The sequence below is a fragment of the Segatella salivae F0493 genome (assembly GCF_000477535.1).
Taxonomy (GTDB): domain Bacteria; phylum Bacteroidota; class Bacteroidia; order Bacteroidales; family Bacteroidaceae; genus Prevotella; species Prevotella salivae.
On record NZ_AWGW01000020.1, the window covers coordinates 1 to 22,239 of the forward strand.

Annotated in this window: 15 protein-coding genes and 1 pseudogene; 4 read left to right on the forward strand and 12 right to left on the reverse strand. The window is 41.2% G+C overall.

The window, feature by feature from the left end:
- From HMPREF9145_RS06365 to HMPREF9145_RS06410, 10 genes are all read right to left on the reverse strand, one after another.
- A partial coding sequence (locus tag HMPREF9145_RS06365) for a DUF6261 family protein (RefSeq protein WP_021825540.1) occupies positions 1-354 on the reverse strand: 354 nt, incomplete at its 3' end.
- 389 nt (positions 355-743) lie between these two features.
- Complete coding sequence (locus HMPREF9145_RS13710; RefSeq protein ID WP_007135419.1) at positions 744-920, reverse strand: hypothetical protein; 177 nt, start codon at positions 918-920, stop codon at positions 744-746.
- 11 nt (positions 921-931) lie between these two features.
- Positions 932-2,470 carry a leucine-rich repeat protein gene (locus HMPREF9145_RS06375; RefSeq protein ID WP_021825537.1) on the reverse strand — a complete coding sequence of 513 codons (1,539 nt, stop codon included), beginning with the start codon at positions 2,468-2,470 and terminating at the stop codon, positions 932-934.
- A gap of 549 nt (positions 2,471-3,019) precedes the next feature.
- Positions 3,020-3,907 carry a DMT family transporter gene (locus tag HMPREF9145_RS06380; protein WP_007135421.1) on the reverse strand — a complete coding sequence of 296 codons (888 nt, stop codon included), beginning with the start codon at positions 3,905-3,907 and terminating at the stop codon, positions 3,020-3,022.
- A 24-nt stretch (positions 3,908-3,931) separates the two neighbouring features.
- Positions 3,932-5,134 carry a hypothetical protein gene (locus HMPREF9145_RS06385; RefSeq protein ID WP_021825534.1) on the reverse strand — a complete coding sequence of 401 codons (1,203 nt, stop codon included), beginning with the start codon at positions 5,132-5,134 and terminating at the stop codon, positions 3,932-3,934.
- Positions 5,131-5,778 (reverse strand): ATP-binding cassette domain-containing protein, encoded by a 648-nt coding sequence (locus tag HMPREF9145_RS06390; protein WP_021825539.1) that lies wholly within the window; start codon positions 5,776-5,778, stop codon positions 5,131-5,133. The genes HMPREF9145_RS06385 and HMPREF9145_RS06390 overlap by 4 nt, the downstream gene beginning before the upstream one ends.
- Positions 5,779-5,783: 5 nt before the next feature.
- Complete coding sequence (locus HMPREF9145_RS06395; protein WP_021825532.1) at positions 5,784-7,127, reverse strand: DUF4836 family protein; 1,344 nt, start codon at positions 7,125-7,127, stop codon at positions 5,784-5,786.
- On the reverse strand, positions 7,124-7,846 hold the full coding sequence (locus HMPREF9145_RS06400; RefSeq protein WP_021825529.1) for a 16S rRNA (uracil(1498)-N(3))-methyltransferase: 723 nt from the start codon (positions 7,844-7,846) through the stop codon (positions 7,124-7,126). Before HMPREF9145_RS06400 ends, HMPREF9145_RS06395 begins: the two co-directional genes overlap by 4 nt.
- Entirely contained in the window at positions 7,843-8,394 is a 552-nt protein-coding gene (locus HMPREF9145_RS06405) for a bifunctional nuclease domain-containing protein (RefSeq protein ID WP_021825535.1), read from the reverse strand. The genes HMPREF9145_RS06400 and HMPREF9145_RS06405 overlap by 4 nt, the downstream gene beginning before the upstream one ends.
- Complete coding sequence (locus tag HMPREF9145_RS06410; protein WP_021825544.1) at positions 8,394-9,638, reverse strand: MFS transporter; 1,245 nt, start codon at positions 9,636-9,638, stop codon at positions 8,394-8,396. Before HMPREF9145_RS06410 ends, HMPREF9145_RS06405 begins: the two co-directional genes overlap by 1 nt.
- A gap of 135 nt (positions 9,639-9,773) precedes the next feature.
- On the opposite strand from HMPREF9145_RS06410, the gene HMPREF9145_RS13450 reads away from it, so the two are divergent.
- From HMPREF9145_RS13450 to HMPREF9145_RS06425, 4 genes are all read left to right on the forward strand, one after another.
- On the forward strand, positions 9,774-9,956 hold the full coding sequence (locus tag HMPREF9145_RS13450; protein ID WP_155945280.1) for a hypothetical protein: 183 nt from the start codon (positions 9,774-9,776) through the stop codon (positions 9,954-9,956).
- Positions 9,957-10,184: 228 nt separating this feature from the next.
- Entirely contained in the window at positions 10,185-12,974 is a 2,790-nt protein-coding gene (locus HMPREF9145_RS06415; RefSeq protein WP_021825528.1) for a TonB-dependent receptor, read from the forward strand.
- A 52-nt stretch (positions 12,975-13,026) separates the two neighbouring features.
- Entirely contained in the window at positions 13,027-14,385 is a 1,359-nt protein-coding gene (locus HMPREF9145_RS06420) for a DUF4876 domain-containing protein (protein ID WP_021825531.1), read from the forward strand.
- A gap of 176 nt (positions 14,386-14,561) precedes the next feature.
- On the forward strand, positions 14,562-16,082 hold the full coding sequence (locus HMPREF9145_RS06425; protein ID WP_021825536.1) for a DUF6850 family outer membrane beta-barrel protein: 1,521 nt from the start codon (positions 14,562-14,564) through the stop codon (positions 16,080-16,082).
- A 132-nt stretch (positions 16,083-16,214) separates the two neighbouring features.
- Here HMPREF9145_RS06425 and HMPREF9145_RS06430 read toward each other — a convergent pair whose 3' ends face one another.
- Entirely contained in the window at positions 16,215-18,218 is a 2,004-nt protein-coding gene (locus tag HMPREF9145_RS06430; RefSeq protein WP_021825543.1) for a RagB/SusD family nutrient uptake outer membrane protein, read from the reverse strand.
- 17 nt (positions 18,219-18,235) lie between these two features.
- Positions 18,236-21,543: pseudogene (locus HMPREF9145_RS06435) on the reverse strand (SusC/RagA family TonB-linked outer membrane protein).
- Positions 21,544-22,239 lie beyond the last annotated feature (696 nt).

The window sequence follows — 22,239 nt, forward strand, 5'->3', positions numbered from 1 at the left end:
CCCTTTGTCTAACGCTTTCGCTGCCTCGCGCACTGCCGCCACGGGTGATTTCAGTTGTGCCCGCACCACACCAAAGAGGTTGGTCAGCAGGTCGTCGCGCTGTTGGTCGCACGCTTTCATCTGTTCGGTGTAGACTGTTGCCGTGGCCTGCTTGTTCAGTTCTGTTTCCAAGTCCAAGCAGTCGGCCCAAGTCTTCAATAACTCATCCGTCAGGTGCAACTTCAGTTTGTCTACGGCTTTCACCAATTCATACATGTTGAACTGAAACTGCAAGTGATGCGAATTGCTGTACCTGCCACAATAGCTGCTGTCTATTTGCATCATCTTGGGGATTTGAATGTTTAACTTTTTCATGATTTATGATTTTAAGTTAGTGATAATTAAATTTTAATACTTTCTTTCTTATAATATTTCTTTTTAGTTTTTCTGCAGTGTGCAAAAGCATGAAAAACTTCTTTTTGGTCTTTCTGCAGTGTGCAGAAGCGTGAAAAACTTCTTTTTTGCCTCTCTGCAGTGTGCAGAAGCATGAAAATCTTCTTTTTGACCTTTCTGCAGTGTGCAGAAGCGTAAAAAACTTCTTTTTGGTCTTTCTGCAGCGTGCAGAAGCATGAAAAACTTCTTTTTGGTCTTTCTGCAGTGTGCAGAAGCATGTTTTTAAGTTTCGTCGGCCGACAACATGCTTTTTTATTTTCAGCCTTTAGTCGACCGACGAAGGATTTATTATATGAACTTTCTGTTATATCTTAGTTATCTTCATCCCATGGATTATTGTCAGACACCTCTTCGTCAAAGAAGGGAGTACGCTTGGCAAGGCCTTGGTCCTCACCTACAGCATGCGAACTAACGATAAACTGGGCAATATTATCTGTGGTCATTAACCGAGCAGTTGCGATGTGGGGCGTTGTATATTTCTTTTTCATTTTGTATGCGATTATTTGATGACTTTCTTTCCGTTAATAATATAAATGCCATGTGTTGGATTTTTCACACGACGGCCCTGGAGGTCGTAGATAACATTGTCACGGCCCTCTGCCTCTTGTCCGATATTGCGGATGCCTGCAACATTTGCATTTTCGCGAGCAGCATCAAAATCGATGAAAAAGCTTTTTGCACGAGCAATACTTTCCGTCAGTCGAAGTCCAGCACGATGCGCTTTTAGCTTGATAGAGGCGCCTCCTCGCGTGCCTTGCTTGTAGAAGCCAAGCCCCTGGTCGCCGCTGTTTGAAAGAACGTAATATTTGTAACCAGCCCCGCTAATCTCCCGCTCGGTGGCCGTACCCACGAGGAGGTTGCCCGTCACACCTTCTTCTATACCTATAACATTGGCCTGATAAACGACAGTGCTGTTGGGTGTGCCTTGCAAAATGAAGCCAGTCTGCTTAGGTATGATTTTGCCGGCCGTGAATGCTTTCACAATGGCATTATCGGGAGTGGTGATGCTGCCGCTGGGTGTAACGCCCGTGATGATGTAGGCAGTACAGCCGTCAGGAACGAGGAAGTTTTCATTTTCGAGGTAGAAAGTGGTGTAGCCGGACGGACCAATGGATAGTTCTTCGCGAATCTTATCGCTGTAGCTCGACCAATTCGTAGCAGCCTTATAGGCAACACTGCAATCTATTGGAACGAAGATTTTAAGTGTAGGCTGTGTGCCGAAAGCTTCTATGCCAAGGAATATAGGTGTGGTTTGGGGAGCCGTTACCTTATCGGAGACATCAAAATTATAGTTTTCAATCTGCTCCATAATGGCAGGAATTGTATAGTTAGTAAGTGGAAGCTGAGGATCACCAGCATTTTCTCCATTCAAAGCCATTGCGCCAATTCTACGGACAGTAGGAGGCAAAGTTGATAGGTCGTTAATATAGGCCGCCTGGTCTGCCGCAGGAAGATATTTGTAATTTGCGAAGCAGAAACCTGCTAATCTACCAGAGTATTCGACATTTCCAAGTTTTTCCAATTTTGTTTGTGCCAAGCCATGAACACGTTTTATCGTAACGCCTGTAAATGCATAGGTTCCTATTTCTTTGATTTTAGGTGAAAGCCAAAGTTCATCAATAACTCCGGTCCAAATGAAATAAGTTGGCAAAACTTCAAGATTTTCAGGCGTATGAAATTGTTTTAGTTTGGCATTTTCCAATATACGACTTCCACTTTTCAAAATGCTTGATGGTAAGGTAAGCGAGGTAAATTCTGTTCTTTGAAAAGCGTTATCATCAATATAAGTAACAGTATAAGTTGTGCCGGCATGAGTTACTGTCGACGGAACGTTAATCGTACTACCATCAGGATAATAAACAAAATAGCTTCCATTCGGTCTTGTAACAGCCACTTCATTATGCGAAGCATCGTAAGACTTTTCTGCTGCAGAAGTCAGTACGCGGTACCAAATACCATTTTCTTGGAAATAAGTTTCTTGCGCTGTAGCAGAAACGGCTATTAAGAGAAACAGTAATAGGGGGAATAATTTCTTCATCTTGTTTTATTTTGTGTTTGAATATTTGTGTAAAATCGTCGTTATTTCTCTCTTGTACGGCTTGACAAAAGGGTATGAAAAGTTGAACAAAGGGAACTCGGTTGAGCCCTTTGTTTATGGGAGATACGGCACGCTTCGCGCGCGCGTAGGAGAAAAAATTTTAGAGTGTTGTTATTGGCGTGGCGCCAATGAGAGAGAGAGAGAGAGAGAGAGTAGCAAATTATTTGGAACTACCAAATAATTTGATGACTTTTTTGCAGAAAAATCATTTCTTTCTACACTGCCTCTGTACCTTGTAAATTGAAGGTTTGTTACCATGAATTATAATGAAATTCTTAGATTTCGCTCTGTCGTAGAGTGAAGTTTGGGCGCAAAGGTAAGGAAATAATTCGAATTAGAAAAAGAAAATTAAAATAAGTTTTCATTTTCCTCCATCTTTTGCTTGCAAAAACGCATTTGTTCGGCGCGGAAATGAAAGGAATAAGGGCCGACAAACATTGTCGTGGCGCGAGGATGCAGCCTGTTTGATAGCTCTTTTCTTGGTCGTCGTTATATTCCTTTCGCTTGATTGGCCACGTAAACACCGAGAAGAATCAAGGCGCTACCGATGTATGCCATGAGCGTCATGGGTTCGTTGAGGAAGATGGCGCTGGCAATAACCGTGGTGACGGGATTAAGATAAATGTAGTTGGAGGCTTTCATGGCTCCGATTTCTCGGATGACCCAGCCCCAAAGTGCAAAGCAAACGAAGGACGCAATGAAGCCTAAGAATAAAAGATTGAGCCAAATGGTGGGTTTGAGGAAGTTGTCAAGTGGGAAGTGCCATGGCTCAACAGCAAACAAGGGTAAGATGGTGATGATGCCATAGAAGAATACTTTTCGCGTGATGAACACGGCACTGTATCGGGCAGAGGCTCGTTTCATCAGTAAACTATAGATACCCCACGCCAAGGCCGAAAGCAAAGCCAAGAGGTCGCCGAGTGGGTTGAGGTGGAGAACAAACTGACCATTGAAGATGACTACGCCGACACCAGCCAAGGCAATCAATGAACCGAGGATGAGCCGAAAGTCGGCCTTTACGCTCTTTACAAAGGCGATGGCCAGACAAGTCGTAATCAGTGGAGCCGTACTGCCTATGAACGACACGTTTGTGGTATAGGTGAGTGCCACTGCCATGTTTTCAGCTTGGAAGAAAAGTGAGCCACCTGTCATGCCGATAAGCACCATGAGGGCTTCGTCTTTCCAGTTATCGCAGAACAAACGGCGCGGAGATATTGTCCAGATGCAAAGGTAGCCAATCAGAAAACGCAATAAGAATATCTCGTGAGGAGCCAGTCCGCCCATGATGAGATATTTGGTATTGATAAAGGTTCCACCCCAACATAATACGGTGATGATGCCGACAACGTGGCCTAAAATCTTCTTGTTTTCTTTCATTCTTATGGTGTTTAGCGCGTGAGCTTAATCCTTTCGCTTCCAGATGCGCACGATTTTGTTACGTATTGCAATGAGATTGCATAGGCTGACCATAACCAATAATGCACTGCCTAAGGTCAAAGCTGGAATCATTGAGCCATCTTCAATATCGGGGAATAATGTTTCAATGACATCCATATAATAGTCTCTGACGAAGTATAACACTACTAAAGCAATGACTAAGACGGCAATGTTTAACCCAATGGTCAGCAGTTGATAGGGACGAGCGACTTGTGTGGGCTTATAACCAATGAGCAATAGATTCTCTAATTTGCTGGAATTCTTTTGCACAAGCAGATAGATGCTCAGCATGAGAATATAAAAACTCAAAATAGAAATAATCAACCCGACAATCATTACCATTGTCACCATCAAACGAAGGAAGTAGGTTGTTTTCTCCGCATTCAGTTTGTCATTCTCTATTTCATAACCTTTGCGGTCGAGATATTTTGTGAATTGCTGGTCGCCGGGATTGCTTAATGCCATGATTAAGCGTGTGGGCGCATGATCGTCTCCTGGCGCATAGGTTTCGTTTGACCAGTCCATGAAAGCTTGAGGAACGAGAATTGAACTCAAACGATTGGAGAAACCAATCACCTTTCCTTTGAACTGACCTTCTTTTTTATGACCATGAATAAAGATGCTGAAGTCAATCATGCCCACAAGGCCATCGCTAATCTTCGGCAATGAATGGCTCTGGGCAAAGCCAAAGTTATACATCGTGAGATAGATGCGAGGCAGAATGATGGGCACAACCTTGTCGCCGGGAGTGTATTTCCAGTTGCTCATCTTTGTGTCTACAAACTTATCGGGAATGCTTTCAAAGCTAATCTCGCCATTGTTCAACACCGGAGTGCCGTTGACACTCATGTTTGCATCTACCTTATAGGCTGTATTTGTGAATTTACCAACACTGCTTACAAATGGCTGTTGACTCAAATCGTCAATCTCTTCGTTGGTAAAGGTGTTGCTACGGCCATTGATTGTGTTTGCGGTTCCTATCTTCTTATTGACAATCAGAAAGTCACTTTTCATAAAACTGTCTTCAGCAGTGAACACCGGAGCCACATCTTTATAGAACTGCCAACCCAAAAGTACAATTAACATGCCGAAGAGGTTGGCGAAAAAGAAGCCTGCAAATTGCGGAATACTAATGTGCTGACGCAATAATTTCCAAACTAAATTCATAGCTTAAACGTCTTTTCGTAGTTTAAATTCATGCGTTTGCCAATGCTTGTAACAATGACTCCTGCACCCTGGGCCTTGGCTTCGGTCATCATAATCTTGGCCATGATATCCGAGTTTGTATCGTCTAAGTGACTGATGGGCTCGTCAACAAGAATAAAATCGAATGGTTGTACGAGTGCTCTTATCATGGCAACACGCTGTTGTTGACCAAAAGACATGCGCCCAATCTTTGCATTTAGCTTGTCGCCTATGCCCAACATGTCAAACCATTCTATAATTTCCTCCCGAGACTTAAAGCCTGTTATCGCATTTTTTATTTCTACATTCTCTAATGCTGTGAGTTCAGGAAAGAGACGAAGTTCCTGAAAAAGGTGGCTGATATGGCGCTGGCGCACATTCACCCAGTCTTTAACTGTGAAAGACATCGTGTCAGTTTCGTCGAACATTACATGGCCGCTATAGTCGCGCCGATAGCCTACTACATAACTGCAAAAGGTGCTTTTGCCCTTTCCAGAGTCTGCTTCTACAAGATATAAATGGCCTTTTTGAAAAACGGCTTCTGTGTTCCAAATGTCTGATTCAAGTTGATTGGCAATCGAAGAAAACACTTGAGGAACAACAGAACTGAATCTAATGGTTTCCAATTTTCCTACTTTAATGTATATACAATCGTATTGATATTTCCAAAAACAGGACTTAACATTGCAGTCACAGCCCCCGACTTTCCTTGAGACATCGCAGCCATGTTGATAATCATCACGAGCTTTTGGCCTTTCACCATATCTTTTACATGAGCCGGAAGCTGTTGTTTGGCAGGATAAATAGCTTTTTCTGCCTCTTCTTTGCTACTTCCGCTAAAGAATTGTTTGTCGTTGCTGAAGCCAAAATAAAATGAGGTTTTGTCACTCGTATACGCCCATGCGTTAGGTTTCCAATCAATAATCTTCCCACCAGCTGGGCAACTTTTTTTCCAATCATCAATGTCCTTGGTCCAGTTTGTGTTATTCAATTGCGCCGTCATGCTCATTGATAACTTATCAGCGGCAAACGAAGGAGTGATGATTGCCATATCTCCGTCGACGCTACGGATAATGTTATCCATGTCAATGGCGGTGTTAATACCTGTCAACAGGGCTTGAATGCCTTTGTTGGACTGCATGAGTGGCAGGAACTTCTTGCCGTCAACATTGAGGAACATGCCTAACATGGCATCGGCAGGCATGGCAGATACATATTTTCCTTGTATGGGACGATAGACGCCATGGGCTGATTTCAGCGCCTCATTCACACGTGGATTGAACGAGAAAGTCTCACCATTGATGTGCATCACCTGCTGTTTGATGTTCATTTCTGCAGCTATCAACACTTGTGAAGCATCTGCATCCTTAGGTGCACCGAGTGTAAACGGAGCGATAAACTGGTCGGGTAGGGCAGCCGCCTGTGCCACCATACTCATCGGAGCATCAATAGAATCGAGCTTAGTAAAGAGCTTGCTGCTCGTGATTCCTTCGTCATCGTCTTGTTTTAAGTATTGCGCTATCTGCAGTTGCAAGGCAGCCTGTGCATCAACCGTGACAGGGCCCATGACCAAAATTGCTTTGTCACTCCATCCTGCCACCCAAGCGTCTTTCAAAACCGTAAAGTGAAAGCCCTTTCTTTTCACGGGATTAGGACATAATCCCTTTCCCGACAGTTGCTTGAATGTTTCATTCAGATGGTCGGCATCATCCACTTTGGCACAAAGTCCAAGGTTGCCATCTGGCGATTCGAAAAGAAAGATGCGATGACTGGCGTCAATGCCACTCTTGTCGAAGTTCGTCATGTGGAGCAAAGTCTTTAGAACGGCCACATTGTTAATGCCACTCATGCGGGCAGGATCCATAGAGATGAGCGCCGTACTCTCACCTGGAATTGCGTTGATATAGCTGTTATCGGTGCAGGATGAAAGACAAATCATCCATAAACCAATCAGTAAATATATTGTTTTTTTCATTTTCTTAAAGCGATTTGTGCTATTGTAACGGCCATCAGCCCAGCGGTTTCTGTTCGTAGCCTGCTTTTGCCGAGCGTGATACTCTCATATCCTTGTTCCATTGCCAACCTCACTTCATCAATTGAAAAGTCGCCTTCTGGGCCAACAAGCACTGTGATTGGTGTGGCAAGGTCATCGTTGGTGATGGCATCGAAGAAGTCTTTCTTCTCTATTTCTGTATAGCAATGGGCAATAAACTTTCGTCCTTCGCGTGGTGTTGTGATAAATTCTTTGAAGGATTCGAGTGCATTTACCTTAGGCATCCATGCCTTGCGACTTTGCTTTGCCGCCGAGACAACAATCTTTTCTATGCGGTCTTGGCGCAGCATCTTGCGCTCAGAGAAGGTGCAATGCAGGAAACTCAGCTCGTCAAAGCCAATTTCTGTGACCTTCTCTGCAAGCCATTCTATGCGGTCTATGTTCTTCGTTGGGGCAATAGCCAAGTGGATTTGGCTGCTCCATGTCTTCTCTTGGGGCAGTGTTTCCTGAATTTCATATAAGCATTTCTTATGAGAAGCCAAGGTCACAATGGCATGATAGAAGGTTCCTTTGCCATCCATCAGCACCATGTTGTCGCCACTTTGCAATCGCAACACACGCAGTGCATGACCTGCTTCCTCTTCAGGAAGTTGATTGTTTGTGGCTGCATTGGGCACATAGAAATATCTTTCTTCTTTCATTCTTGCTTTTTTTTGCGACGTTTCAGTTCCTCATTGAGGTATTCTGCCATCTTATAGTCTTCGTCTTTGATGCTCTTGTCGAGGGCCATTTGCAGCATCTCGTCAGACAAAGCATTGATAGGAAGCGACATCCTATTGGTGGTTCCTGCCGAGAATGGTGTACTCTGACTCTGAAACAAGGCTGTGTCTATGGTGATAGGCAAGTTGTTGGCCATGGCAAAGAGAATGCCGTCACTGGCTCTAATGTTGCTTACCGCCTTACTTTCATTGTCCATCAGCAGCGTGCGATATTGTCCATCGTTGAGGCTGTAGATATAAATTTCAAGTTGATGCCCTGTTTCTATGAACAGCCTTCCTGTGGCTTCGGCAAGCAGTCGGTTGGTTTCGGGCACATGAGCCATACGTAGACTGAAAGCTCTAACCATGTCTTCGTCACAGGTAATCGATATCTGGCGTGTCTTTTCTTCGTCAGTCAACACGATAAGTCCAATGCCAGCAGCACCGACAATCTCAGAAACATTGTTGTATTTCAGTCTTGTTTTCTCCATTATGTGTTTGCAGTTTTACCAGGACGGAACATGAGTGCGAAGCTAATACATACCAAAAGGGCGTATGCTGCAAAGGTAAACCAGCAGCTTGCCCACGCTGTTGTGCCGTCTGTTGTGTGGCTGTTGACAACGGCTTGGGCTGCAAAAGAACCTACCGTAGCACCGATTCCGTTGGTCATGAGCATGAAAAGTCCTTGCGCACTTGAACGAATTGAAGGGTCGGTTGTCTTGTCAACGAAGAGTGAACCAGATATGTTGAAGAAGTCAAATGCCACACCATAGATAATCATTGAGGCGATAAACATCCACACTCCGCCACCGGGATTGCCGGTTCCCAATAGTCCAAAGCGCAGCACCCAGGCGAACATGGCAATCAACATTACGTTTTTGATGCCGTAACGCTTCATGAAGAATGGAATCATTAAAATGCAAAGGGTCTCGCTAATCTGTGAGATTGAATAGAGGATGACGGGATATTTCACGCCAAAAGTACCTGCATATTCAGGAATAGTCTTAAAACTTTCGATGAAAGGTGTGGCAAAACCATTTGTGATTTGAAGGCTTACACCGAGCAACATGGAGAAGATGAAGAAGATAGCCATCTTCTTTTGTTTAAACAAGGTGAATGCTCTCAGACCGAAAGCCTCTACAAGACTCTTCTTTTGTCCAGCCAAACAAGTAGCACATTTGGGTAGAGCGAAGGTGTATAAGAACAGCACAATGCTCAAAACACCACTCACAACAAACTGCATTTGGGTGCTCTTGAAGCCCATGATGTCTACAAACCACATCGTACAGATGAATCCAACGGTTCCGAAAACACGTATCGGTGGGAAGGCCTTTACCGTGTCAAGACCAGCTTGAGTGAGTGAAGAGTAGGCAACAGAATTGCTTAATGCCAGTGTCGGCATATAGAAAGCAACGCTCAACGAATAGAGTAAGAAGAGCGTAGAAAACGACACATTGTTGCCTGCTTGATTGCTATACCAGGCCATACCAAACATGAACAGGCCGGCAAACAGGTGGCAAATGCCCAACAAACGCTGTGCAGGAATCCAACGGTCGGCAATGATTCCCATGATGGCCGGCATGAAAATAGAAACTATTCCCTGCATGGCATAGAATGAGCCAATGTGTGTGCCTAAACCGATATTGCCTAAATAGATTCCCATACAAGTGAGATAGGCTCCCCAGACGGCAAACTCCAGGAAGTTCATCACGGTTAGTTTGATTTTAAGATCCATCTTTTTTTGTTTTATTTTGATTGCAAAGATACGTCAAACCCATTAAACAACAAAGTAAAAATCTATTTTTCTTTGGTGGTATGTAAGGCTGATGGTTCTCGGGTGGTGGGTTGATGATCTAATTGTTAAGGAGGAATGGATAGCTCCTCTTATGGCATTCAGCGCCACAAGGAGAAGTGTTGGGCGTCATGCCATTGGCTCATGGTTTTCCACGCTCATGGAAAGCTGATTGAGAAGTCCGTCAGAATGGCTCTCGAATCCTATCAGTTTGTGTCGTTATTTCACTTGAATGATCGTGTGTTTTCATGTGAATTGTAATCCGCTTATGGTCAGATGTTTGCACGGACCTCCATCGCTTGCTCGCAGCGCGGACTTATCTGCAAAGCAGGACTATGTGGAAGCTGCACATGATTTATGACGGAAGGAGACGGCTTTTCTACGATAAATACTTATTTATAGGTATTGTTTGACGTTACGTTTATTTTTACCTTTGTGCCCGTAATTATGAAATTTATCACCCAGTAGAACTAAACGCTCCTTAGCATCATGAATCATCTCGCACTTTTTGTGTTCAATCAAATGCGGGCTTTGCTTTTGTTTTTGTTATTGTCTATATGTTCTTGTGTTGCGGTTGTACAGGCCAGCACCACCGAAGAGAGTGTCTCATTGACGATAACAGACAGCGAAGGGCAGACCTTGCCTTTTGCTTCGGTTGTAGTGGAGAGTGCCGGGCTCACCTATACTGCCGATGCGCAAGGACAGCTTCGCCTCAAATTATCATTGTTTTCTAATAAAGGTACGCGCTTGACAGTGTCGTATTTGGGAAAGGCTACACGCAGTTTGACCATAGCACAGGATGCTGTTGCAAGGAATAAGAAGATAAACATCGCTTTAGAGGATAACAATTTATATCTGAAAGGGGTGCAAGTGAATGCAACACGAACACCGATACACAGCAACTCTTCAATCTTAATACAGCGAAACACGATTGACAATATCCAGGCTTATAGTATGGCTGACATTGTTCAGACACTTCCGGGAAAGGCCATTCTCAATACAGATATGCACAATGCCAGCTTTCTTACCCTGCGTTCGGCATTGCAAGGAGACCTCCAAAATCCGCTTGATGCCTATTCACGCAATAAGCTTAACGACTATGTTCGCAATGCAGCCTTTGGTATAGCCTATGTAGTGGACGGCACACCCATATCCAACAACACCAACATGCAGCTTGATAGCTATGGCAAGTGGGGTGGGGTGAAGATGTTTGATCGACGCTTTAATACAGACAATAACGAGAATGTGGGCAGTGGAAATGACCTTCGTTTGATTCCAGCTTCATCGATAGAGAGCGTCGAAGTGATTTCAGGTGTGGCACCTGTTAAGTATGGTGACTTGAGTAGTGGTGCTGTAATAATTAATCGACAGGCTGGACTTACTCCATTCTTTGGTAGTGTAAAGGTGCAGTATGACATCTTTAATGCGTCGTTAGGAAAGGGTTTTTCGCTTGGAGAACGTTGGGGATTGCTGAATCTTAACGTGGATTATATGCACAGTACTCGTGACCGACGCGACCGATTGAAAACCAATTCGAACATTGCTTTCAATGCAACGTGGACCCATACGCTTAGTAAAGCTTTGGGCTGGGAGAACACTATATCAGCTGATTTCTCTAAGAACATCGACGGATTGAAAAGCGATCCTGATGCAAAGCTTAACAGAACACGCACTGACAGGCAGAATTTTCGCCTTTCTTTTCGTGGGTTGTTGTCACCTCAAGAAAATGCTTTTATAGATGCGATAGACTATAATCTCTCGCTTTCTCTATCGCATCAATACGATATGCACGAAGAGTTTATTGCCAACAATAGGCTTAATCTTATCACCGATGCCTATACAAATGGATTGCACGAAACCGATGTTGCCCCACCTTATTATAATGCACTCTTGGAGATTGATGGCAAACCCTTGGCGCTCTCGGGGAATGTTGAAGCACGGCGGACGCTGAAATGGGGGCAGTCTACACATACCTTGAGTTTAGGAATCTTTGCTCGTCATGAGTCTAATCATGGTAAAGGCAAGATATTTAATGCTGAAACACCTTTCTATGATGGTGGACAAGGAGGACGTGGAGACCGATCTTATAAGTATCATAACCGTATAAAACTAAACCAATCTGGCTTCTATTTGCAGGATAAGTTTATGTTGCCAACAACCCATGGAACGCTAAGTGCAACCGCAGGTGTGCGACTTGAGTTCCAGAATCAGCGCTTTGCAGCCAGTCCACGCCTTAATACCATGTGGACGTTTGATAATGGGTTGAGCTTCAATGCAGCCTATGGTATCAGTTATAAGATACCCGCCACAGCTTATCTCTATCCCGAAAATGTGTATTTCGACCGTCTTGTGTACAGCAATTACAGCAATAATGCCAAAGAACGACTGTTTTTATACAAGACAAAGGTCGTTGATCCCACCAATCCCAACCTGCGTTCTCCTTACACACATAGCTTTGAATTGGGTACAACCTATGCAAAATCAAACTTTAATACATCGCTGACGGGCTATCTAAAGATTGATCAGCGCGGCATAAGTTCAGAGGCTGTGCTCGATACAATGTGGGTTCAGCGCTACGAAACGCTTTCCCAACAGCCCAACCAGCGCCCTGTTTATGCACCGAAAGGCGCTCCCGAGCTGATTATCGACAGTTATTTCACGCCTCGTAACCAGCTTTACAGTCGCAATGCAGGCTTGGAGTGGATAGGAGGTTTACACAATATTCGACCTATTGGATTAGATATAAACTTCTCAGTAGTTTATAATTACAGCTTTTACTATCAGAAAGGGGAGCGCATGGGCACAAGCATTGATCTTGATAAAGAGGCAGTTGCTGGGATATATAAGCCTACAAAAAATAGTTCTAATGAACTCATCTCAACGCTAAGTCTTACCAAACAGATAGCTTCTCTTGGCTTGATATTCAATCTAAGATTGCAGAATTTCTGGTTCCGACATTTCAATCGTTATGGTTTTGACATCTATCCTATCGGTTATTATAATCAAAGTTTCCAGCGTGTATATCTTAATGAAGAGCAACGTAAAGACATTCGTTGGACCTATATAAGGCTTAAAGATAATGAACCTGTTGAAATTTCTCAGCCTCTTATCATTCCAAACTGTCATCTTCGAGTATCAAAGGAGATTGGAAAGAAACTTCGATTATCGTGCTATATAAATAATGTGTTCAATTATCGTCCTTGGATTGAACGCCAGAATGAACGTATATATTTTAATCAACCACCGACAGTGAGCATGGATGTAAGCTATAAATTCTAAGTGACAACATGCTTATAGAAGGTGAACTAACTTATAATTATTTTATAAAGAAATGAAAACAACAAAACATTGGGGCAGTAAGCTTGCCCTGTTCATGACGCTAATCATGACTATTTTCTTCGCCTCTTGTGGTGAAAATGACACTCCCGAAGTGTCAAGTGCTTCGGTGAAATTGAATGTTAAAATGGGAAAGACATTCGAAAACGCAAAGAATAAGAAGGTACTTATTACTTTAACAAATACCAGTACGGGTAAAAAGACAACCTATGAAACTTCATTTAATACGGATATTGAGTTGTCTAATCTACCTGTAGACATGTATGACATCGTTGCAACCTATACGCTTTCGGCAGAAGAGTATGCAGAAATCTCTGGTACAAGTGAAACAGAAGATTTGGTGTTCTCTGCCGCGGCAACAGGAATACAGCTTCAACCTAACAAAGAACAGGAAATAAATTTGGAGCTAACAACCTCTACGACTAACGACTTTGTCATTAAAACGATTTACTATGCAGGTTCAGACAACTATAAAGCTGCAGGCGAAAATGATTGCTTTGTAGAGATTTACAACAACTCTGCAAACACACTTTATGCTGATGGATTGTGCTTTGCACTCACTACAATGAATCGATATGGGTATATGGCTGATGGTACTTGGCATAAGTCTGCTGCTTATAAGAAGTTCTATTTCACTTCAAAGGGTACCTATGATTGGAGTAAGTCCGAAGGCATGGCAGACCCTGCAGGAGCTAACGACAAGTATGTGTATGGCAATATCGTTGTTATGGTGCCAGGTTCTGGTAAAGATTATCCCATCAAACCAGGTGAAAGCTTTATCATAGCACCTTTTGCACAGAACTATAAGCAGGCTTTTAAGACGCAAAGAGGTACAGAAGTAACTCCCGAATGGCCTGATTCTACGGTTGATTTGAGTCATGCTGAGTTTGATGTTGTATATCCTGGTTATGAAGAATTAGACAATAAGAACGCTGCCAACATGGTATTGATTCAGAAAGGAAATAATAGATATATGAGATTCTCACGTAATGGCAAAGAGGGATATGTCATTTTCCGTCATCCTTCACCTGCTTCTTTACCCGCATATCAGCTTCCTTACCGAGATTTGAGATATTCTAACAAGACGCTTTACACTCAAATTCCAATTGCTTCTATTATTGATGCTGTCGAGGTTATTAACCCTAATGCAGATGGTTATGTTTCACCAAAAGCATTCCCAAAGACACTTGATGCAAGTTACACCTACTCTAAACCGGATAATAGCTTCCGCTGTGTCTCTCGTAAGATAAGCCGTAAAGATAAAGAACGCATTATTTTACAAGATCTCAATAATTCAGCAATCGACTTTGTTGAGATGATTCCTAATCCAAAAGCATTCGCTCCAAGTAAGTAGTGCCATTCATTTTTGAATATAAACCTACCTACATCCTTGGTGTAGGTAGGCTATATAACATTCAAAATAGTCTAAGTTGTGATATTAAAATGGTAAGATGAAGCTTTGTTTTTCATCACTTTCAGGCCGAAATGATAAGAGATAATCTTATTTTCTTTAATTAAAACTTTGTTTATATGTATCTGCGCATTCCTTTCTTTATCTTTTTGTGTGGCTTCTTTTCTATGGCAAAAGCCCAAGATTCCCTTCTTCGCTTTGCTGTTCTGACCCCTCATGAATGGCAGTTACATCATCAAACTATGGCCTCGCCCTTGGGCATTTACTTGCTTCCTGCCTTTAATTATGGGTATACCTCAGTGGCTTTTGCGCATGAGCAAGGTGCTTTGACACGTATTCAGACACCAGAGAAAGACACAAATATACGACTTTCATCCATGGGACTGCATACTTCTAAACGCTGGCGACTCTATGGTGAGTTTGCTTATGACAGGCAATTAGCAGATAGTATAGGGTGGTTGCTTAGCGAAATGCCACGGAATGGGATGCCTTATTATTTTGCATCACCGCGTAAGGGCAATTGGCAGAATGAAACTTATCAACTAAAAGGAGTTGCAGCTTATAAACTTTCACGTCTCTTTACCATTGGTGCAGGCCTGAAAATAAGGTATCACAAGGGGACACGCAGTAATGACCCGCGTCCTTCTACCGAAAGTTTTAATTCGTATTATCACCTGAATACCGAGTTGAATCTTGCCCCATTACACATTGCTGTAGGGGCAGGAATAAATTATGGTACGAGCGATAACAATCTCATCTATGTCAATGAAAGCAATGATCGCATAGACCGTCTTGACTATATGGCCTATGAATTGATGGGGTTTGGTATGCATCGGAAAACTGGTAAGCTGCAAAATCGTGAGATGCAGGCTAACACTTACGGACACGAACTGGCTGTGCAAACCTCTCTTTTCTTAGATAGTACACGGCTTTGGGCACGTGTTTCTTATCATTCGCAGCGTGATAGCATACGGCGAAGTAGAATTACCAACGTGGCAGCTAATCTTCTTTCTACTTATAATCTTCGTCAAACCGAATTTGTTCTGGGCGTTGTTCATCCATTCTCATGTGCCCTTCGGTTGCAGACAACGGCTTATGCAGACTTTACTAAGGGCTGGGATAGGTTAGAAAATATCCTTGGAGGACAGAAAAATTATGTTTATGTGCACCGAGATATAGGGCTAAATGCGTTGCTCTATCATTATTTCTCTACAAAGCGAATAGATCTTTATGGCATAAATGGTAGCTTTGAACATGAAAAAAGGCAAGATGGGGCAACACAACACGTCTTCCTTCGTGATGCTTTCCGCATGGGTGCAGCCTATCGTTCGCAACAACCTTTGGCTCGTGACTATGCGCTCTTCTATGGAGTAAGTCAGAGTTTTTCTATCCCTTCAGCTTTATTGAAGTATCCTTCAACCCAAGAAAGTGTTTTCTCTACTCAATTAGCCTTGCCTTTACAGCGTTATGATGCAACTTCAATAGCTTGCTCTCGCATAGATATCGGAGCAATAAGAAACTTTTCTGCCTATCAATTATCCCTATCTTTAGCCTATCAATTAGGCTATGCGCTTAGCTCTCAACCCTCCATTCATGGCACACGGCAATATGTTGAGGCCTCATTAGGATTAACTTTTTAATTGGTTTCAAGGAATCTATCATTTAAATGAAGAATAATAAGACAAAAGAGACTGAATCTTTCTTTTATGATTCAGTCTCTTTTTGTTTTGGAGCAGATTCTTTATCTTTACTATTGATAAATTCTGGTTGTATTATTTGAGAGCACTCTTATTGGCTTCCATTGGCCAATATGGGTTTTGATACATAGGACTTTTACTCATGGTGCTATGATCGGGGGCTGTGAGAAGGAATTGGCGAAGAGGTAAAGGTTCTAAATAATATGCCATCTTCCATGTGAGTCCATCGTAAAAGTTATTATTTGCTTCTATGATTTCATGAGGACGGAAATATTCACTCTTATTTCGAGAAGATACGGTTGCTGAGCTAGAGCCATCTGCAATAACATCACTTGGCTTATACCAATTCTGCATTACGGTACCCCAGAAGTGGAAACCTTCAGCATGTGCGGGCTTGGTAATTAGTTGATCGTATGAACGCCAACGCTTTAGGTCCATATCACGCAAGCCTTCTGCTATAAATTCACAGCGCCGTTCACGGCGTATGTTGTATAAGACTTTATCAGAAAGAAGCGTCCCTGCAGTATAAGCTCCCCAGTCTTTACTTTCTTTGTTCATGTCTGTTGCGTTAATTGTAACAACAGGATCTATCGCACTTCCTGTGAATCCTGCTGCTGTTCGGATAATGCGCCAATATTCAAGTATATTTCCTGATGTTAAACTATGGGTAAGTATATATTTTGCTTCCATATAGTTCAGTAATGCCTCACTTGCACGGAAGATGATACAAGCATTATAACTTCCACCGTTTGCAGTGAGTGCACGATCGTGTGTCATTCCTTTTCGTATGGAATAACCGGTGATATAACCATCTTCGTTATTATTTGTGAGAATATTTGGGATAGGTTCTATATGTGTCCAATGAGTTCCAGACTCGTCATTTACATTAATAAAGCAATTGATATCACCTGGTTTCTTGAGTAAAACAGCAAGTCGGGGATCACGATCTTGTGCCACTTTATTTAAGGATGTGTCACAATAAGTGTAAATAGAGGCGTAGATAGGTTTACCATCTTTCATTAGATAGCTCTCTATCATGCTACGTGTGAAACCGGTTCCGATATTTCCTTTTTGTACAGAAACCTCTACATCATTTTGTACTCCGAGAGATTTGCTATATTGACGCCATAATAAAACTTCCTTAGAACTAGAACAATTGACACTTCCCCAAATGTCAAGATAGGGATTATCTTGACCTTGTGCTTGTGGAACGACCCCATTGTTTATAGCTAATGTTGTTTTATATTTATCGGCAACAAGTTGTGCAGCTGTGGCAGCTTGCTCAAAAAACCATTTAGCTTCAGCTTCAATGTTGCCTGTAGGAAATTGGTATCCTGCATTCTTCTCAGCACCTGGCCATCCCGTCCCATTTGGAACGAATGCTGTTTCTGCAAAGTTGGTAAGCCAACTCCCTTCAAAAAGTGCTACACGACTTTTGAAAAGTTCTACTGCATCATAATTGATGCGAGTTGTTGCAACATTATGATCTTTCATATAATTGGCTGCAGTATCAAGGTTGTTTATAATGAATCGAGCAACCTCATTACGCGGCTTACGTGGACTTGCTGCAACAAGAACATCTTCTTTGTCAGGCAAAGCTTCTGTAAGGATAGGCAGATCTCCGAATCTTTTCAGTAATTCAAAATACGCATATGCACGAAAGAAATACAGTTCTCCAATATATTGACGAAGATTTGCATCATTTCCACTAATCTTTTTAGCTTCATATTTATTTTTAATAACATTGAGTTGATAGTTTACATTACGCACCATAGACCAGTTCCAACTTCCATTGGTGTTGCTTGTTCGATAGAGTGTTGGCGAAAACTGATTCCCTGGGGTACGTGACATTTGATTGTCAGTGTTGTTATCAGTTGTATATGTTCCATAATTCCATCCTCCATGTCCTGGAAGAATATCTGTATAGAACTGGTTTGCTGCAGCTTGTATCTGATCTTCGCTCGTGTAAAAACTTTCAGGTGTAAGTTGAGAGGGAGGATCTTGTTCTAAGAAATCATTACAAGATACTAATCCTATAGAAAGAGCTACGGCAATGATAGATAATTTATATAGTTTCATAATTATTATTTTTTTAGTTAGAATGTTACGTTAATACCAAATGAGAATGTCTTCGACAAAGGATAACCATTGCTGTGACGAGAGTCTGTTCCAATCATTTCTGGATCAAATTGTTTTGGCATTTTTGTAATAGTGAACAGATTTTCTATTGATACGAATACGCGCATATTGCTGATTCCCCATTTTGTAGTAATGTTACGAGGGATAGTGTAGCCTGCTTGGAAATTTTTCAAGCGCATATATGCTGCATTCATAAGATAGCGTGTTTGGCATCTTTCATTTTTATTACTAAATGTTGCTCGTGGAAGGAAAGCATCTTGATTAGCTTTTTGATAGCCGTTAGCAACCGACCATGTATTTGCATCACGATAATAATCTTTCACAGCGGTAATACCCGTAGCCCACTATTCACCAGAATTAGTAGCTCCAAAATAATATTCCAAAGAACCCCATGAGCCTCCTAACCATGCATCGCGCTTCATTACACCTTGGAAAAAGGCTCTAATGTCGAAGCCTTTCCAGCTTGCATTGAGATCAATTCCCCACAAAAAGCGAGGTGTTGAGTTACCAATTACTTTTAAATCTCCATGGTCTGTGATAGTTCGTGCACCATCATTGATTTGCTTATCATTATTAGTATCTTCATACATAATATCACCTGCTGTCCAGTTTGAACCGATAGTACTTTGATCTGTAGTTGAAAGATGGGCATTCATTTCTTCATTGCTCTTAGCAATACCTTTTGTAGTATATCCCCATATTTCATTGATATAGCGTCCTTTAATATAAGTATCTATACTATTTGTTGGATTATTAGGATAACGTGTGATTTTTGTGCGAGAGTCAGATAGATTGAAAGTGACACCATAATGTAAACCATTTGCTAATTGGTCGTTCCAACTTAATTGTAGTTCCCAGCCATTTGTGCGGAGGTCGGTATTATTAGTCACAGGAACACCAGTACCAAGTATAGAGGGTAGTTCTGGCGCTTTTCCTACCATATTCTTTGTGTTGCGCACAAAATAATCAAAGGAACCGGTAAGTCGGTTATTGAAGAAACCAAAATCAAGGCCCACATTGTAACTTTCAACCGTTTCCCATGTGAGTAATGATGATACTAAACCTGGTGCACTGGTAGTATTGGTCTTTTGACCATTTTGTAGCCAATAACCCGTAAAAGCTCTGTAGGCGATAGTTTGATAAGTTTGATACCAATTGTCGATATTCTGATTCCCAAGTGAACCATAGGATAAACGTAGTTTCAAATTGGATAACCAATCTTTTGTGTTTTTCATAAAGTTCTCTTCTGAAATACGCCAACCTAATGATATAGAAGGAAATAGTTTCCACATCTTATCACTGCGGAATTTTGATGTACCATCATATCGCAAATTTAATTCTGCTAAATATCGTTCTGCATAATTATAATTGATACGACCAAAAAAGCCTGCTGTCTGCCATTGATTACGGGCTCCATTAACGTTAGGAGTAATTGCTACACCTTGATAGCTGAGCCCATTTGTAAGATCTACTTCTGATTTTTCTGGATCAATGATACCATTGCGTTGCAGTCCAAATTCAGTTCGTCTAAGCTGTTCACACTGAAAACCGCCCATAATATGGAAATTATGTTTTTCAGCTATGGATTTATTGTATTCCGTGTAGAGTTGAAAATTGAGATAGTTATCCTTAAATTCATCCTCATGTACATTTGAATTTTGATTATAAATCACGGGTTCTCCTGCAACATTATGGTTATAAGTGCGTTGACTATCCCAATGACGAATACTATTATCTATCTTATAGTTGAAATCTACATGCGTAATCCAATTTCTTACAGGTTCAAGAATGAAACTTAATTGATGATAGATAATATCTGTTTCTTTACGATCCTGTCCACCTGTTTTAAGACCGAGTGCTGGGGAAGGTGAACTAAAAAGATAACCATTGCGGTCATATAATGGTAATACTGGCCAACCTTGGCGGGCCATATCACTATAAAGACCATTCGTTAGTGCTGATGGGCGTTCATAATTGGCACGTGTAAAACGCATATTATAGTTCATTCTTATCCAACGCGCTAATTGTGCTCCAATCTTAGCAGTACCATTAATTCGCTTGTAGTTGTCGCTCCCCATAGCCATAAAACCACCATTATAAAGGTAGTTTCCTGATACATAATAGTTGAATTTATCATTCCCGCCACTTACACTTGCGTTATGTTCATGCGCAAAAGCAGTCTTTTTATAAACAACATTATACCATACCAGTCTATATCGTCAATTCCATAGGCATATCCATCTTGCCATACGCTATTGTCTGGTTTCGCAGGGATGGCATAAAGCAGTGTGCCGTCGTCTGCTTTGCGAACACCAGGAGTATAAGGGGTAGCATTATGATAGGCAATAATCTGTTTCATGCGATCATTTTCAAAGAACACACTACTGCCAGTATTGGTTCGTGCATCGTTCATCCAAGTTGCAAAGTCAACAGAATTCATCATGTGCTTGCCTCGAATGAGATTACTAAATCGGAAGGAGTTATTATAGTTCACAACAACTTTACCTTCTTTATTCCCACTTTTAGTAGTAATAAGGATTACACCGAATGGTGCACGTGAACCATAAATTGAACTTGCTGCAGCATCTTTGAGAACAGATATACTTTCGATATCTTGCGAGTTGATTGTATTGATATATCCTTCCATTCCATCTATAAGAACGAGAGGAGAGCCAGACGAACCTTCACCAATAGTTGCAGTTCCTCGTATATTTATACTTGGATTAGACTCAAGTGAACCGCCTGAAGAATTGCTAATCTGAAGACCGGGGACAATTCCTTGTAAGGCTTGTGCTGCACTTTGAACAGGGCGTTGAGTCAGTTTTTTACCATCTACAACAGCAACAGATCCTGTTAGATTAACTTTCTTTTGTGTTCCAAATCCAACAACAACAACTTCATTTAGATTCTTCGAATCTTCTTGTAATATAATGTTATTAGGCCCTTGTACAGCTTTGATTGTGCGTGTTTTATAACCAATATATGAGATTTCGAGTTGATCTCCAACTTGTGCATTTATAGTATAATAACCATCAAGATCGCTCAATGCGCCGTTTGTTGTACCTTTAACTTTAATCGTTGCTCCAATTACCGGTTCACCAGTAGCATCCAGAATCCTACCTTTTATCGCATTTCTTTGTAGAACTCCATTAATCACATTAATTTTGGCAATAGATTTTTGAGGAGCTACACCCAGTATAGTTGACACTCCTATCAAGGAGAATAAAATTTTCCTTGATGCATTTCTAAATAATCTCTGTTTCATAAATGAACTTAGGTTAAATGTTTGTTTTGTCATTAAGATTTAATTATTATATGCTTATGGTATAAGTGCATTCTGTGTGCTTGTCGTTAACAAAAATAAGAAATAGTATCATTTTTATTTTAGTTTGCAATAAATAAGGAGGTGATATTTTATAATAATAAAGATAATTAACGATTAATAACTTGATTGTTGACTTTCTATCAAAGAAAGATATTGCTTTGTAGTTAATTAATATTGATATTTTATTATGAGTCTTGTTTAAAATAAGAATGTTCTTCTTTCTTATACAGAAATTTTGTCCCTCATGTATATGTATTGTCCTATTTGTTTAAATATCAAATAATCTCTCTACCTACAATGATAACAAATCTATCTCTATTATATATAATAATGTATATTTTATGAATTACAGGCGTTTATATATTTAATGATTAAATCTTTCTTTTATAATTTTAGGTAATAGCAAGAAAAGTAATTTGAAATAGCCAAAGTTTTGTTAAGTCTACATTAATCAGGCCAAAAGAATTGGTATATATACATATAAAAAATGGCTTGCAAGACTTTACAGAAAAGCTTAAGATTTGGAGTAGATTCTTTTCAGCTTTTTATTTATTTTTCTCCCATTTCTCCGCGAGTGTTCAATGATTTGGATAAATTAACAAATGGAACTATTGATAATCAAGGAGTTAAGTTGCC

Excerpts from the sequence above, each read along its gene's own strand:
- HMPREF9145_RS13710 (WP_007135419.1), bottom strand. The coding sequence starts at position 920 with ATGAAAAAGAAATATACAACGCCCCACATCGCAACTGCTCGGTTAATG.
- HMPREF9145_RS06375 (WP_021825537.1), bottom strand. The coding sequence starts at position 2,470 with ATGAAGAAATTATTCCCCCTATTACTGTTTCTCTTAATAGCCGTTTCT.
- HMPREF9145_RS06380 (WP_007135421.1), bottom strand. The coding sequence starts at position 3,907 with ATGAAAGAAAACAAGAAGATTTTAGGCCACGTTGTCGGCATCATCACC.
- HMPREF9145_RS06385 (WP_021825534.1), bottom strand. The coding sequence starts at position 5,134 with ATGAATTTAGTTTGGAAATTATTGCGTCAGCACATTAGTATTCCGCAA.
- HMPREF9145_RS06395 (WP_021825532.1), bottom strand. The coding sequence starts at position 7,127 with ATGAAAAAAACAATATATTTACTGATTGGTTTATGGATGATTTGTCTT.
- HMPREF9145_RS06400 (WP_021825529.1), bottom strand. The coding sequence starts at position 7,846 with ATGAAAGAAGAAAGATATTTCTATGTGCCCAATGCAGCCACAAACAAT.
- HMPREF9145_RS06405 (WP_021825535.1), bottom strand. The coding sequence starts at position 8,394 with ATGGAGAAAACAAGACTGAAATACAACAATGTTTCTGAGATTGTCGGT.
- HMPREF9145_RS06410 (WP_021825544.1), bottom strand. The coding sequence starts at position 9,638 with ATGGATCTTAAAATCAAACTAACCGTGATGAACTTCCTGGAGTTTGCC.
- HMPREF9145_RS13450 (WP_155945280.1), top strand. The coding sequence starts at position 9,774 with ATGGATAGCTCCTCTTATGGCATTCAGCGCCACAAGGAGAAGTGTTGG.
- HMPREF9145_RS06415 (WP_021825528.1), top strand. The coding sequence starts at position 10,185 with ATGAATCATCTCGCACTTTTTGTGTTCAATCAAATGCGGGCTTTGCTT.
- HMPREF9145_RS06420 (WP_021825531.1), top strand. The coding sequence starts at position 13,027 with ATGAAAACAACAAAACATTGGGGCAGTAAGCTTGCCCTGTTCATGACG.
- HMPREF9145_RS06425 (WP_021825536.1), top strand. The coding sequence starts at position 14,562 with ATGTATCTGCGCATTCCTTTCTTTATCTTTTTGTGTGGCTTCTTTTCT.
- HMPREF9145_RS06430 (WP_021825543.1), bottom strand. The coding sequence starts at position 18,218 with ATGAAACTATATAAATTATCTATCATTGCCGTAGCTCTTTCTATAGGA.